Annotated in this window: 12 protein-coding genes; 2 read left to right on the top strand and 10 right to left on the bottom strand. The window is 71.8% G+C overall.

Features of this window, described 5'->3' with window-relative positions:
• Positions 1 to 382: 382 nt before the first annotated feature.
• From DDQ41_RS08915 to hutU, 10 genes are all read right to left on the bottom strand, one after another.
• Entirely contained in the window at positions 383 to 1,459 is a 1,077-nt protein-coding gene (locus DDQ41_RS08915) for a GNAT family N-acetyltransferase (RefSeq protein WP_109294003.1), read from the bottom strand.
• A 384-nt stretch (positions 1,460 to 1,843) separates the two neighbouring features.
• Entirely contained in the window at positions 1,844 to 2,584 is a 741-nt protein-coding gene (locus DDQ41_RS08920) for an ATP-binding cassette domain-containing protein (RefSeq protein WP_109294004.1), read from the bottom strand.
• Positions 2,581 to 3,159 (bottom strand): hypothetical protein, encoded by a 579-nt coding sequence (locus DDQ41_RS08925; RefSeq protein WP_109294005.1) that lies wholly within the window; start codon positions 3,157 to 3,159, stop codon positions 2,581 to 2,583. The genes DDQ41_RS08920 and DDQ41_RS08925 overlap by 4 nt, the downstream gene beginning before the upstream one ends.
• Complete coding sequence (locus DDQ41_RS08930; protein WP_147317727.1) at positions 3,159 to 4,415, bottom strand: hypothetical protein; 1,257 nt, start codon at positions 4,413 to 4,415, stop codon at positions 3,159 to 3,161. The genes DDQ41_RS08925 and DDQ41_RS08930 overlap by 1 nt, the downstream gene beginning before the upstream one ends.
• Positions 4,416 to 4,501: 86 nt before the next feature.
• Positions 4,502 to 4,915, bottom strand: a complete 414-nt coding sequence (locus DDQ41_RS08935; protein WP_147317728.1) for a hypothetical protein — start codon at positions 4,913 to 4,915, stop codon at positions 4,502 to 4,504.
• Positions 4,916 to 5,163: 248 nt separating this feature from the next.
• Positions 5,164 to 6,336 carry an imidazolonepropionase gene (hutI, locus tag DDQ41_RS08940; protein ID WP_109294008.1) on the bottom strand — a complete coding sequence of 391 codons (1,173 nt, stop codon included), beginning with the start codon at positions 6,334 to 6,336 and terminating at the stop codon, positions 5,164 to 5,166.
• Positions 6,337 to 6,819: 483 nt separating this feature from the next.
• The gene (locus DDQ41_RS08945; RefSeq protein WP_109294009.1) at positions 6,820 to 7,251 is read right to left on the bottom strand and encodes a PPOX class F420-dependent oxidoreductase; all 432 of its coding nucleotides are present in this window, start codon (positions 7,249 to 7,251) and stop codon (positions 6,820 to 6,822) included.
• A gap of 40 nt (positions 7,252 to 7,291) precedes the next feature.
• Positions 7,292 to 8,644: a formimidoylglutamate deiminase gene (locus DDQ41_RS08950; RefSeq protein WP_109294010.1), complete on the bottom strand. Its 1,353-nt coding sequence runs from the start codon at positions 8,642 to 8,644 to the stop codon at positions 7,292 to 7,294.
• Positions 8,635 to 9,969 carry an allantoate amidohydrolase gene (locus DDQ41_RS08955; RefSeq protein WP_262508654.1) on the bottom strand — a complete coding sequence of 445 codons (1,335 nt, stop codon included), beginning with the start codon at positions 9,967 to 9,969 and terminating at the stop codon, positions 8,635 to 8,637. The genes DDQ41_RS08950 and DDQ41_RS08955 overlap by 10 nt, the downstream gene beginning before the upstream one ends.
• 161 nt (positions 9,970 to 10,130) lie before the next feature.
• Positions 10,131 to 11,795, bottom strand: coding sequence for a urocanate hydratase (gene hutU / locus DDQ41_RS08960; protein ID WP_109294011.1), 1,665 nt, complete (start codon positions 11,793 to 11,795; stop codon positions 10,131 to 10,133).
• A 573-nt stretch (positions 11,796 to 12,368) separates the two neighbouring features.
• Between hutU and DDQ41_RS08965 the strand changes: the two genes are divergently transcribed.
• Positions 12,369 to 13,778: a type III PLP-dependent enzyme domain-containing protein gene (locus tag DDQ41_RS08965; RefSeq protein WP_109294012.1), complete on the top strand. Its 1,410-nt coding sequence runs from the start codon at positions 12,369 to 12,371 to the stop codon at positions 13,776 to 13,778.
• Between the two features lie 36 nt (positions 13,779 to 13,814).
• The gene (locus DDQ41_RS08970; RefSeq protein WP_109294013.1) at positions 13,815 to 14,279 is read left to right on the top strand and encodes an SRPBCC family protein; all 465 of its coding nucleotides are present in this window, start codon (positions 13,815 to 13,817) and stop codon (positions 14,277 to 14,279) included.
• Positions 14,280 to 14,549 lie beyond the last annotated feature (270 nt).

The following is a 14,549-nucleotide window of genomic DNA, read 5'->3' on the forward strand; positions in this document are numbered from 1 at the left end:
TGGGAGCAGGTGCCGTCCCGGTGCGGCCCGTCGCTCTCAGTTGCGGTCTGGCGCCATTGGCGTTGTTCGTGATCGCCGTGCGTTGATGACTTCTGGTGTGCGGTGCGGCCCGGGGCTACCGGTGCCCTCAGTGCGCCGCCGGCTGCCGCCGGCTGCCGCCGGCTGCCGTCGGGTGCCGTCAGATCACCCCACGCGGTCGGCCGGTGCGGCACCCCGGCGGATCTGTCGCACCGCCGGATCCGCCGGGCGCCTGCCGGCTGACCCGTCGGTCACCCCCAGCCGACCTGAACCACCCCGAACCACCCCGAACCACCCTCAGCCGCCCACAGCCGCTTTGATATGCCTTGAGCCAGTTTGAGCCGCTTCGGGTCGCCCCTGGCCTTCAGTCGCCCCTGAGCCGGCCGACGAGGCCGAGCGTCCGCTGCGCGTACCCCGCGAGGAGGGGCCGGCTGCGGACGAAGCCGTGGACGCGACGCCCCGGCTCGCGGCTCAGCCGGTGGAGCACGGCCCCGGGGCCCGGCCGGGTGGACGAGCCCTCGCGGACGCGCAGTTCACCGGTCCTGAGGGCGTCCTTGTACTCGGCGGCGCCGCGGCCGAGATCGAGCATCCCGATGCCCGCGGCCGCGGCGGCCTCGGCCATTCGCAGATGCAGTATCAGCCCAGGCGAGTACTTGGCGTACGCGGTGTCGTAGGACGGGAACCAGCAGGACAGCACCGTGCGCGAGCGCAGCCCGAAGTGGGCCGCGACGGGGCGCTCCGCCGCGTACAGCACGGAGAGCACGCCGGAGCAGCCCCGCGCCCGGGTGCCGTGCAACCGCCGCACGAGCGTGCTGATCCACTCTCGGGCGAATCGGTCGCGGCGGCCGGTCCTGCGGTACTGGGCGGACTTCCAGGCCATGAGCGTGCGCAGCGCCGAGGGGTCCCGCTCGTCGAAGACGAACCGCACTTCGCCCGACTGCCGGCCCAGCCTGCGTTCCTTGGCCTTGGTGGTCCTGAGGAACTTGGGCGACTGCTCGCGCAGCCGCTCTTCGTACACGGCGTACCCCTCGCCCACGTCGATCACCGGCGAGACGAACTCCTCCGCGCCGCGCAGCCCGAAGAGGTCCTGCCCCGCCTCCAGGTTGTCGAACTCCCACACGGAGAGCGAGCAGGCCCGCAGCAGCTCGTACGCGGAGAGGCGCAGTCCTGGCCGCAGCACCGCCCCCTGACGGTCGGAGACGCCGAACCCGATGGCCCGGCCATGTCCGAACGGGCGTTTGTGGTAGGGGAAGAAGCCGGCCGGGGCTCCGTCCTCCTCGACGACCGCCACCCTGGCGTCCTGCCGCACACCGGCGACGGCCAGCGTGAACTCGGGCTCCATGAAGGGACTGGCGGGCGCGCCGGACTTGGCCCGCAGTTCACGCCAGGAATCGGCCTCCCCCTCGTCCAGTTCGCCGGGCCTGACGACACGAATGCGCACACCGCTCAACTCGACCCCCCGGGTCTCCCCCTCGTGCTTCCCCGAAACAGGACGGTACCGGCCGAAATCGACCCGCGACAGGGGGTGAGAGGGGCGCTGTGGACAACCCGGGAAGAGGGGTCAAGTCCCGTGAAGGACGTTGCCAACGGGGCGAATCGCGGGGGCGCGCGCACCGGTCGCGCGCCGCCAGTCGGGGTCGTAGATCGGAGCCGCAATCCAGGACCGGTCAGGGGGAGTCGTACGGCGATGCCCGACAGTCGATCGGGACAGCCTTACCGCCAGCACTTCAGCCGATCAGGCAGACGTCATCAACCTTTCGGCGTCCGAGCAAGCGCCGGGGAGGCGTCCCGACCACTCCCCGCCGGCCTTCCGACCGCCGCTCCGTCAAGCGACATCGTGTCGTTGCAGGAGCGCTGTATAGGCACCTTCGGCGGCACGGCCTTGCAGGGTGCCCGCAGGGGTGTGCGCGAAGAAGGTCTCCGTCCTCCCGTCGTGGAGGATCCGTCCGCCGTGGAGCACGGTGACGTGATCGGCTTCTTCCGCGAGATCCTGGACGTCGTGCGTGGACAGCAGCACCCGCACTTCGTCGCTGAGTCCCGTCAGTACATCTCGGAAGACACGGCGCTGATGGGGGTCCATTCCGGCGGTCGGCTCGTCCAGCAGGAGAACCCGGGCCTCGTGGACAAGTGCCGCCGCCACACCGACGCGTCGCAGCTGTCCACCTGACAGCTCGCTGCTTTTGGCGGACGCCTTCTTGACCATGTCCACGCGTGCCAGCGCGCGGCGGGCATGGTGCCAGGCGTCCGCACGGCTCATTCCCTTGAGCCAGCCCACGTAGGCAACGTACTCGCGCGCCGTCAGCGTCGGCATCGGGGCGATGTCCTGCGGCATCCATGCCACGTGCCGGCGAAAGTCGGCCGTGCCGCCGCGGATGTCGCCGAGCCGTACAGTTCCGGAACGGGGCCGGGCGACGGACGCTCCGAGCCTGAGCAGCGTGGATTTGCCTGCTCCGTTCGGCCCCAGCAGCACGGTGAGACCGGGGGGTAGGCGGTAGCTGAAGTCCTTCAGCACGGGCTCCCGGCGGCGCCGGTAGCCGAATGTGCAGGAGGCGAATTCCAGTGTCATGCAGGTCTCCTTACGGTTCCGAACTCGACGGCGACGCCGAGGGCGAACACGAGCCCCGCTCCGGCTGCGGCGTGCCATGCCCCGAGCGGTTCGGGCACGATCGTCCAGGGGTAGGCATCGCCGCTGCTGCGGAACCCACCGCCGACGACGGCCAGCAGCCAGGCGACAGGAACCATGACACCGGGTCGGCCCATGACGGCCTTCCCGCAGAGCATGAGTCCGGTCAGGAAGAATGTGTTCCGGCCGGCGGTCGCCGCCTGCGGCTCGCCGGTGAGCACGCTCACGGCCGCACTGCCGAGCAGTGCGGCGACCATCGTGGTCAGGACGAGGACCGTGTCGAGGACCCGAACCCTGCGGACGGCCGAGAGTTCCGCGGCGGTCAGTCGGCTCTCAAGGCACTGCATCAAGGCGGCGATCAGGACCACTGGGGCGAACAGGGAGAGCGCGACCTGTGCCGTACCGGTCAGCGAGGGCAGGATGGCACGCGTGTCATGGAGCAGCGCCAAGAGGATGACGAAGACACCCCATCCCGCCAGTAGTGTCGTCCGAACGCTCCTGGCCCTCAGCCACAGCATCAACTCGCCCGCCCACAGGCGTCGGAGATCTGCTGCTGATACCAGACTGCCTGCTGGTCGGTGGACTTCTCCAGCACCGCGCGCACTTCCGGCTCAGAGCGGGAGACGAGGGACTTGTTCTCCGCCGTCGAGCGGAATGCCTCGGCCTCTCCGGTCACGGAGAAGGCCCACAGACGCACGGCGTACGCCCTGGCGGGGTCCGGCTCGTCACAGGGCAGACGGACGGCCGCGAGCGTCACGGCGTACTTGACTGCGTCCTCACGGGCGGCCACTGTCAAGTGCACACTCCAGTTCGCCGGTGTGGAGGAACGGTTGTCCCGCCCCTCTCCCAGACGGTCGGTGACAACCTCTGGCGGTGTGACGGCCTTCGCACGAGTGAGATCACGGAGGGCCGACACCACGTCTGCGCGCACATGGGGCAGATCCTGGGCAGTGACGGCAGGCATGCACACCTTGGGCCGGGCGCCCAGGCACTCCATGGCGACCTGCCCATGTCGCAGAGGTGTGCCGTGCGCCCAGTCATCGGCAATAGCGATCGCGCTTGCCGTCCCCGCGCAGGCGACGACAAGCGCGAGCGCCGCACGCACGAGGAGCTGCCTGACGGGAAGCCACATCATGGCCAGGCCGGCGGCGATGGCGCCTCCGAAGAGGAGATGGGGCGCCAGGGACAGGAGGCTGGGCGCCTCACCGAACATGAGGTCCGTGTACTGACCCGAGATATGGCGCACCCAGGCGGGATCGACTGCCCTGGTGAAGGCGACAGCCACCCAGACCAGAACCGCGACGACGGGCGCGGCGACGACATGCGGCGCGCGCAGTCCGATGGCGAATCCGATGATCGCGTGGGCCACACACAACAACATGGCCATGCCCGGAAGGAGCAGGCTGTCCGGAGTGGGCAACGTTCCGGCCGACCCGAGCGACAGCACTGTGGGGACGAGGACGACCAGCCAGGCGCACAGGATCACCGGCAGCAGGGCGTCACCGGCCACGCGGTAGCGGGAACGGGCCGGCGCCATGTCCCATACGCCGAAGGCCCTGAGCCGTCCGCTCTCCCACACCGCCAGGGCCGCCGCAGAAGCGTAGGCCAGGGCGTACAGCGTCATAAGCGGCGCGGCGACGACCGCGGGAGCATACTCGGCCGCATACGGATCCTGCACGGTATTGCCGGCGTGGAAATAGAAGAGGGTCAGCAGCAGTACGACCGGTGCGGCCCACCGCACACTGCCTGCGAACAGGCGGGTGCGAAGTCTCATCACGTTCTCCGATTGGCCTGTGGCAATCTTCATCACAGGCCAACGGCGGGAAGAACCGCCTTCCCGCCGTTGGCCGCGTCGGTCAGTCAGTCAGCCAGGGTGTTGTCCACGTAGACCTTGTTCACCCACATCAGGCCACCATCACCGACTCGCTCGATCTTGAAGTAGTAACTACCCTTCGGGAGATTGTCCCAGGAAGCCTTGCTGTAGGTGGTGGAACTCTTGAAGCACGCCGTGTACGTCTTCCGTCCGTACTTGTCATCAGGTTGCAGGGATATATCCCGCCACACCTGCACATCAGCGCTCTTGTTGATGCTGTTCTGGATCGTGCACCCCCTGAACTGCACCTCGGTGTAGCTCTCCTCGGCCCAACGGCGCGACTCGAACCCGGCCCCCGCACTTGCGATGGTGCTCTCCCAGTCCGCATAGGCGTTGGGCGCAAAGGCGAGAACCGAAGCGGACACAAGGCCCGCAACGCTTCCAATACGGGACTTTTTCATTGAGATCCCCCTTCCCGCTCGGACGAGGGCACGAAAAGGTTCGGGAACGGAAGACCCGGCCCCAACCTGCATTCCCCCGTCAGCACTAATCGAGTTCACCGCTGATCAACGGCGCTCGATCCGATGAATTTATACGAAAAATGATCAATCAGCAAAGCGTGGGGGTTCAGATTCGGACACCGGCCGATCACCTCTGCCGCGATGGGTTCGTTATGCCCCGATAAAGCACCCATGCGGCCGCCGACCACTCAGACCGCTCGCGCTCCCCGGCGCCACACGGCGTGGACCAGCGGAACGCCGGGGCGGTAGGCCAGGTGGACATGGCTCGGAGCGTCCAGGACGGTCAGGTCGGCGCGGGCGCCGGGCGAGAGACGGCCGATGTCGGTCCGGCGCAGTGCGGCGGCCCCGCCCGCCGTCGCCGACCAGACGGCCTCGTCCGGCGTCATCCCCATGTCCCTCACCGCCAAGGCGATGCAGAACGGCATGGAGGAGGTGAACGACGAGCCGGGGTTGCAGTCGGTCGACAGCGCGACGGTCGCCCCCGCGTCGAGCAGCCGCCGGGCGTCGGGCCACTCGGCGCGGGTGGAGAACTCGGCGCCCGGGAGCAGGGTCGCGACCGTGTTGCCGCTCGCCAGGGCGTCGACGTCCGCCCGGGTGAGGTGGGTGCAGTGGTCGGCGGACGCCGCGTCCAGCTCGACGGCGAGCTGCACGCCGGGGCCGTGGGTGAGCTGGTTGGCGTGCACGCGGGGAACGAGCCCCTTGGCCATGCCCGCGGTGAGGACGGCCCGGGCCTGGTCCCCGTCGAACGCGCCCTTCTCGCAGAACACGTCGACCCAGCGGGCGTGCGGGGCGCAGGCGTCGAGCATCTCGCCGGTCACGAGCGCGACGTACCCTGCGGGGTCGTCGGCGTAGTCGGGGGACACGATGTGGGCGCCGAGGTAGGTCACCTCCTCGGTGTGCCGCGCGGCGATGCGCAGGGCACGCGCCTCGTCCGCCACGGTGAGCCCGTACCCCGACTTGGTCTCGAACGTGGTGGTTCCCTGGTGAAGCGCCTCGTCCAGATAGTGCGTGAGGTTCGCCTCCAGCGCCTCGTCGGAGGCGGCGCGGGTCGCGGCGACGGTGGTCCTGATCCCGCCGGCCGAGTACGAGCGGCCCGACATACGGGCGTTGAACTCGGCGGTGCGGTCGCCGGCGAAGACGAGGTGGGAGTGCGAGTCGACGAAGCCGGGGACGACGGCGCGGCCCTCCGCGTCGTGCACCTCGTCGGCGGCGGGCGCGTCCGCCGCGCGGCCGGCCCAGGCGACGGTACCGCCGTCGAGGACGAGGGCGGCGTCCTCGATCCGGCCCAGCGGGCCGCCGTCGCCGAGGGCGGGATCGTTGGTGACGAGGGTGCCGATGCGGGTGATGAGGGTGCTGCCCATGGTTCCTCTCCGTGGCCTTTCGTCCCCCTGCGGAGAAGGGGCACACCGTGTCGCTGTCCATGCTTCCACAGGCGTCTGCGGCCTTCTCCCGTCGGCCCCGGGGGGACGGGGCGGGGTCTCCGGCCGCGCCAACGCCACCCCGGGACGGCCTCACGCGCGGGAGCGGAGAAGCCGGCGGCGGCCGCCGGACGCGACCGTAAGGCCCCCCGCCCCGCTCCCGGGCACCCGGCCTCACGCACGGCGAGGGCGTACGGCCTCAACCGGACCGTTCACACGGTCTCGGGCCCGGAAGAGCGCGACGCGACCCCTGGCCGCGGCCGTGATCCTGACCGTGGCTGTGACCCTGACCCTGACCCTGACCCTGGCCCTGGCGTGGGCTGTGACCCTGACCCTGACCCTGATCGTGGCCCCGGTCCTGACCGTGGCCCTGGTCCTGGCTGTGACCCCGACCCGGCCCCGGCCCCGGCCCCGGCGAGCGTCGCGTCAGCGGATCCGCGCGCCGTACACGTGCTCGACGGGCATCGTCATGAGCACCCTGCGGTCGGACACCATCGCGGAGCGGTACTCGTCCCAGTCCGGATGCTCACCGGCAGCGCGACGGTAGTACGTCACCAGCGCCTCCACCTCCGGCCCGTCCGGGGCCGTGCCCGGACCGGTGAGCGTCACCGTCCCCTCGGCGGTCGCCCAGGACCAGCCGTCGGGGCCGGTCACCTCCAACGCGGCGCGCGGATCCCGCCGCAGGTTCGCCGTCTTGGCCCGCCCCTCGGTCACCGACACGTAGATCACGTCGGCCTCCCGGTCGTAGTACGGCATGACCGGCGAGAGCTGCGGTCGCCCGTCCGACTTGATGGTGGCCAGGACGCCGATACGGCTCTCCGAGAGGAGTGTGCGCGGGTCGAACTCGTCACCGTTCATGTGTTGCGCAACAGAGGACCGGCCCGGGCCATTCCCCCGCTCAGCCCCTCAGCGTCCCGATCGCCTCCGACAGGGCCGACGGCACGTCCGGCACCAGGGTGTGGACGCCGTCGCGTACGACATGGCGCCCGGCCACGACCGTGTGCCGGATGTCCGCGGAGGTGGCGGCGAAGACCGCGGTCTCCGCGCCCAGCCGGGGCAGCGGGCCGGCCGTGCGCACCGAGTCCAGCGCAACGGTGCTGAAGTCGGCGAGCGCGCCGGGCTCCAGCAGTCCCGCGTCGTCCCACCCGAGTGCCGCGCACCCGTCGGCGGTGGCGGCGCGCAGCAGCGAGGCGGCCGTCCAGTGGCCGCGGGTGCGGGTGCGCAACCGCTCGTCCGTCTCCATCGCGCGGGCCTCCTCGAGGAGGTCGATCACCGCGTGGCTGTCGCTGCCGAGCGACAGCGGTGAGCCCGCCTCCTGGAGGGTCCTGGCGGGGCCGATCCCGTCGGCGAGATCCCGTTCGGTGGTCGGGCACATGCAGGTGCCGGTCCCGCTGCCGCCGAGGAGGCGGATGTCCCCGTCCGTCAGATGGGTGTTGTGGACGCCCGTGGTGCGCCGGCCGAGTACGCCGTGGTCGGCGAGGAGCCGCGCGGGCGTGCAGCCGTGGACCGCCAGGCACGCCTCGTTCTCGGCGGTCTGCTCGGAGAGATGGACGTGCAGGGGCGCGGCGTGCTCCGCCGCCCAGCCGGCCACCGTGGGCAGCTGGGCCGCCGGCACCGCGCGTACGGAATGGATCGCGGCGCCGATCCTGGCCAGTTCCCCGCCCTTGAGGAGGGACACCCGCTCGGCCCACGCGTCGGCGGTGCCGTCGGAGAAGCGGAGCTGGTGCCGGTTCGGGGGCTCCCCGCCGTGCCTGTCGCCGATGGCCGAGGACAGGTAAGCCGTGTCGAGGAGGGTGATGCGGATGCCCGCGTCCGCCGCCGCCGCGATCAGCGCCTCGCCCATCGCGTTGGGGTCGGCGTACGGGCGGCCGCCGGGCGCGTGGTGCACGTAGTGGAACTCGCCGACGACCGTGATCCCCGCCAGCGCCATCTCCGCGTACACGGCGCGCGCCAGCGCGTGGTAGTTCTCCGGGGTCAGCCGGGCCGCGGTCCGGTACATGACGTCGCGCCAGGTCCAGAAGGTCCCGGAGCCCATCTGCACCACACCGCGCAGTGCCCGGTGGAAGGCGTGCGAGTGGGCGTTCGCGAGTCCGGGCACCGTCAGGCCGCGCAGTACCACGGCGCCCGGTTCCGGGGCACCCGTCCCGGTGCGGACGGCCGTGATCCGGCCGTCCGCGACGTCGAGGGCGACCCCCGGCTCGACATGTGCGCCGAGCCAGGCGTGCTCCAGCCAGTACGTCGTCACCTGCACGCGAGGCCCTCCAGTACGTCGGCGAGTGCGAGGACCCCGGCGACGCAGTCGTCCTCGGCGGCGTACTCGGCCGGGGAGTGGGAGACGCCCGTCGGGTTCCGTACGAACAGCATGGCGGTCGGCACGGCCGCGGACAGGATTCCGGCGTCGTGTCCGGCCCCCGTGCCGAGCAGCGGAACCCGTCCGCCCAGCAGCCGGCCGATCTCGTCGCGCAGGGCGTGGCCGAACTCGACGACCGGGGTGAACGACTCCCGGACGACTGCGAGGTCGACGCCGTCGCGCTCGGCGCGGTCCTTCGCGGCCTGCTCGATCGCGGAGACGACCGCGTCGAGCACGGCCTGGTCGGCGGCGCGCGAGTCGAGCCAGCCGCGGACGAGGGACGGGATGGCGTTGACGCCGTTCGGCTCGACGGAGACCTTGCCGAAGGTGGCGACCGCGCCCGCCAGTTCGGCCTCGCGGCGGGCCGCGAGGACGGTCTCCGCGTACGTCGGCATCGGGTCGCGGCGGTCGGCGAGGCGGGTGGTGCCCGCATGGTTCGCCTCGCCCCGGAAGTCGAAGCGCCAGCGGCCGTGCGGCCAGATGGCGCTGGCGATGCCGACGGGGTCGCCCGAGACGTCCAGGGCCCGGCCCTGCTCGACATGGAGTTCCACGAAGGCGCCGACGCGGGCCAGGCGTTCGGGGTCGGCGCCGATGGTCCCGGGGTCGAGGCCGGCCGCCTCCATCGCCTCCGGCAGGCACACCCCGTCGGCGTCCCGCAGTGCGTACGCCTGCTCCCTGGTCAGCTGCCCGGCCGCGAGGCGGGAACCGACGCAGGCCAGGCCGAAGCGGGCGCCCTCCTCGTCGGCGAAGTTGGTGATCGCGAAGGGCCGGGTGAACTCCGCTCCCCTGCGGCGCAGTTCGTCGAGCGCGGCGAAGGCGGAGACGACGCCGAGGGGCCCGTCGAAGGCGCCCCCGTCGGGGACGGAGTCAAGGTGTGAGCCGGTGACCACGGCGTCCCCGACGGCGGGGGCGCCTGGGGTGCTCCGGCCCGAGGCAGACACGTTCCCGGTGCCCCCGACGGAGGCAGGGGTGGGGGTACCCCCGACGGAGGCAGGGGTGGGGGTACCCCCGGAGGCAGGGGTGGGGGTGCCCCCGACGGAGGCAGGGGGAGGCCCGCCGAGCCAGGCCCACTGGTTGCCGTTGCGGTCGGTCTCGTAGACGAGCCCGCGGGCCTCGGCCTGCTCCTGGAACCAGTTGCGGCAGTCGGCGTCGGCACCGGTCCAGGCATGGCGCCGGTAACCGCCGCTGTCCGCGTCCCGGCCGATGCGCCGCAGCTCGGACCACATCTCCTGGAACGAGGGGGTGCGCGACGCGGCCCCGCCCGCGCCGGAGCGGCCCGTCGCAGGTTCGCGGCTGCTCAACGGTTCGTCCGCGCGCAACGGTTCGACCTCGCTCAACGGTTCGACCTCGCTCAACGGGTTGTCCGCGCCCAGCGGTTCGTGAGCCCTCACCGGGAGTCACCCTCCCGCATCGGGACACGCACGCCCTTCGCCTCGGAGACGGACTCCGCGATGTCGTAGCCGGCGTCGACATGCCGGATGACGCCCATCCCGGGGTCGTTCGTCAGCACCCGGCGGATCTTCTCGGCGCCGAGTTCGGTGCCGTCCGCGACGGTGACCTGGCCGGCGTGGATGGAGCGCCCCATGCCGACGCCGCCGCCGTGGTGGATCGAGACCCAGGAGGCGCCGGATGCGACGTTGACCATGGCGTTCAGCAGCGGCCAGTCGGCGATGGCGTCCGAGCCGTCGAGCATCGCCTCGGTCTCGCGGTACGGGGAGGCCACCGAGCCGCAGTCGAGGTGGTCGCGCCCGATGGCCAGCGGGGCCCTGAGTTCACCGCTCGCGACCATGTCGTTGAAGCGCTCGCCCGCGCGGTCCCGCTCACCGTAGCCGAGCCAGCAGATGCGGGCGGGAAGGCCCTGGAAGTGGACGCGCTCGCCCGCCATCCTGATCCAGCGCGCCAGGGACTCGTTCTCCGGGAAGAGTTCCAGGATCGCCTTGTCGGTCCGGGCGATGTCGGAGGGGTCGCCGGAGAGCGCGGCCCAGCGGAACGGGCCCCTGCCCTCGCAGAAGAGGGGCCGGATGTAGGCGGGGACGAAGCCGGGGAACGCGAACGCCCGCTCGTAGCCGGCCAGCCGCGCCTCGCCGCGGATCGAGTTGCCGTAGTCGAAGACCTCGGCGCCGGCGTCCATGAAGCCGACCATGGCCTCGACGTGCCGGGCCATGGACTCGCGGGCGCGGGTGGTGAACCCGGCCGGGTCCTTCGCCGCATACGAGGCCATGTCGCCGAAGTCGACCCCGGCGGGCAGGTAGGCCAGCGGATCATGCGCGGAGGTCTGGTCGGTGACGATGTCGATCGGCGCGTTCATCGCGAGCAGCTGCGGCACCAGTTCGGCCGCGTTGCCGAGCACACCGACGGACAGCGGGCGGCGGGCGTCACGGGCCTCGGTGGCCAGCTGGAGCGCGTGCTCGAGACCGTCGGCCCTCACGTCGAGGTAGCGGTGCTCGATGCGGCGATCGATGGCCCGGGGGTCGCAGTCGACGCAGATGGCGACGCCGTCGTTCATGGTGACGGCGAGCGGCTGGGCGCCGCCCATCCCGCCGAGTCCGGCGGTCAGCGTGATCGTCCCGGCCAGTGTGCCGCCGAACTTCCCGGCCGCCACGGCGGCGAAGGTCTCGTACGTGCCCTGGAGGATGCCCTGGGTGCCGATGTAGATCCAGGAGCCCGCGGTCATCTGCCCGTACATGGTGAGTCCGAGGGCCTCCAGACGCCGGAACTCCTCCCAGTTCGCCCAGTCGCCGACGAGGTTGGAGTTGGCGATCAGCACACGGGGCGCCCACTCGTGGGTCTGCATCACGCCGACCGGGCGGCCCGACTGGACGAGCATCGTCTCGTCCTGCTTCAGCGTCCGGAGCGTGCGGACCATCGCGTCGAAGGAGCGCCAGTCACGGGCGGCCTTGCCCGTGCCGCCGTACACGACGAGCTTGTCGGGGTGCTCGGCGACCTCCGGGTCGAGGTTGTTCTGGAGCATGCGCAGCGCGGCTTCCTGCTGCCACCCGAGGGCGCTCAGTTCCGTACCACGCGGTGCCCGTACCGGGCGGGGTCCAGACATGCCGATGCCTCCTCGTGACGTTGACTCTTCTATTCACATCCTGATGCCCTGAATAATTCCAGTCAACAGTATGGCGGCCCCGGTCCGAAGCCACGCATGCGCGACCGCCGCGGCACCGCGGCACCCGGAGCGCGCGGGGGCCCGCTCCCGGACAGGAGAGATCACGGGCACCCGGCACCCGGCACCCGGCACCCGGCACGACCGGAAGCGAGTGCAGCGAACCTCCGGTGACCGGCACGAACACACGCGGACAGGGCCCGGACAATGCGGGCCGAGCAGCGGGTCGGCACCCGTGGGCACCAGATCCGCACTCCGTGGACACGGCGGGAACACCGGAGGCGACACCAGAGGGGCAGGCGTGGGCACGGATGGGCACGGATGGGCCCGAATGAAATCGCATGGAATTGGATGAGCAGACATGGCAACAAATAGGCACAGATGGATGCGGACAAGTAGACATAGACACAGACAGGCGCATATAGACACAGATGGGCTCGGTGGGCAGGGATGAGCAAGGTGGGCGCGGGCGGGCAGGGGTGGGCTCGGGTCCGCCCGGGTGATTGACTGGAGCCCATGGCTCATCTGGCTTCAGACCGTCGTGACCAGGCCGTACGAGCAGCCGTGGAGCAGGGCCTGCTCACCGAGACCGACCCCGTCGTCGCACTGGTCGACATCGCCGGCGTCCGCGCCTCGGCCGCCGCGCTGCGGAGCGCCTTCGAGGAGGTGACGGGCGCCCCGGTCCTGCACGCCTTCGCCGTGAAGGCCGCGCCGCTGGTGCCGGTGCTGCGGCTGCTGGACTCGGAGGGCATCGGCGCGGAGGTCGCGAGCCCGGGCGAGCTGGCGCTTGCGCTGGCCGCCGGTGTGCGGCCGGAGCGGATCGTGCTGGACTCCCCCGCCAAGACCCGGACCGAGCTGGCCGAGGCACTGCGCCTGGGGATCGCCGTCAACGCCGACAACCTCCAGGAACTCGACCGCATCGACGCGCTGGCCGGAACGGGAACCGCCACCGGGACCGCCACCGGGACCGCCACCGGAGCCGGCGTCGAACCCCGGACCGGAGCCGGAGCCGGTAGCGGACTCGGGCCCGGCTCCGGTGGCGCGCGGCTCGGGCTGCGCGTCAACGCGCAGATCGGCGCCGGCGCGATCGGTGCGCTGTCCACCGCCACCGCGACCTCGAAGTTCGGCGTCGCCCTGCGCGACGAGGGAGCGCGCGATCGCGTGGTGCGCGCCTGCCTCGACCGGCCCTGGCTGACCCGGCTGCACACCCACTCCGGCTCGCAGGGGCTGGGGCTGGAGCTCATGGCCCAGGGCGTCCTGGCGGTGTACGAACTGGCCGAGGAGATCAACGCGGCCGCCGGCCGGCAGCAGATCGACACCGTCGACATCGGCGGCGGGCTGCCGGTCAACTTCGCCTCCGACGAGGAGGCCCCCACCTTCGCCGACTACGCAAGGACGCTGCGGGACGCGGCCCCCGGGCTGTTCGACGGCCGCTACGGGCTGGTCACCGAGTTCGGCCGGTCGCTGCTCGCCAAGCACGGCACGGTCCTCGCCCGCGTCGAGTACACCAAGACCAGCGGCGCCCGGCCCATCGCCGTCACCCATGCGGGGGTGCAGGTCGCCACCCGCACCGTCTACGACCCGGCGTCATGGCCGCTGCGGATCGCCGCGTACGACGCGAAGGGCGCGCCCAGGACCGGTGACGCCGTGGTCCAGGACATCGCGGGGCCGGCCTGCTTCGCAGGCGACCTGCTGGCGGAGGCGCGGGAGCTGCCCCTGCTGGAGCCGGGTGACACGGTCGCCGCGCTGGACACCGGCGCCTACTACTTCAGCAGCCACTACGCCTACAACAGCCTTGCCCGGCCGGGCGTTCACGGCTTCACGGCGGATGCCGGCGGGGTGCGCTTCACGACCGTGCGGGCCCCTCAGACGGTCGAGGAGATCGTGGCGGAGTCGGGCGGGGACCGGCCGGACGCGCTGCTGTAGCGGGCGGCTGTCCTACCCCGGTGGTTCCATGGAGCCATGACCAGCAGAGGTGTCGTCGTCGAGCGGCGTATCGCCGCACCCGTGGACCGCGTCTGGGACGCACTGACCGATGTCGAGGGCTCCCAGCGCGTGCTGAGCGGCGTGGAGCGCGTCGAGAAGCTCACCGAGGGCGCCTTCGGTGTCGGCACCCGCTGGCGGGAGACCCGGCGGATGTTCGGCAAGGAGGCCACCGAGGAGATGCGGGTCACGGCCAGTGACCCGCCGGAGCGCTTCGTCGTGGAGGCCGACAGCCACGGCACGCACTATGTGTCGGAGTTCGTGCTGCGCGCGGACGGCCCGCAGACCACGACGGTCCGGATGGCGTTCTCCGGCAGCACCCCCGGAGGCGTCGCCGGCGTGCTCGCCAAGGTGCTCGGCCGGATCGGCGAGCGGGCCGTGGCGAAGGCCGTCGCGAAGGACCTCGCCGACGTCGCGGCCGCGGTGGAGGGGCGCGGCGTCTGACTCCGGGCGAACCGCCCCCGTCCCGCGGCGGAGGCCGGACGCCGCGGGGCCGCGCGCAACCCCGCACCCCGCACCCCGGCCATCCCGCACCCGGCAGGCCGGCCATCCCGCACCCCGCACCCCGGCCATCCCGCACCCGGCGGGCCGACCGTCCCGCACCCGGGGTGGATCCGCCGGGCCCGCACCCCGTACGGACCAGCCTCCCGGCGTGCCGCAGGCATCGCGGACCCGTGGTCGGGCAGAGACTTTCCCAGCCGTCAAGGGAAGCGG

This window comes from Streptomyces spongiicola, assembly GCF_003122365.1.
Taxonomy (GTDB): domain Bacteria; phylum Actinomycetota; class Actinomycetes; order Streptomycetales; family Streptomycetaceae; genus Streptomyces; species Streptomyces spongiicola.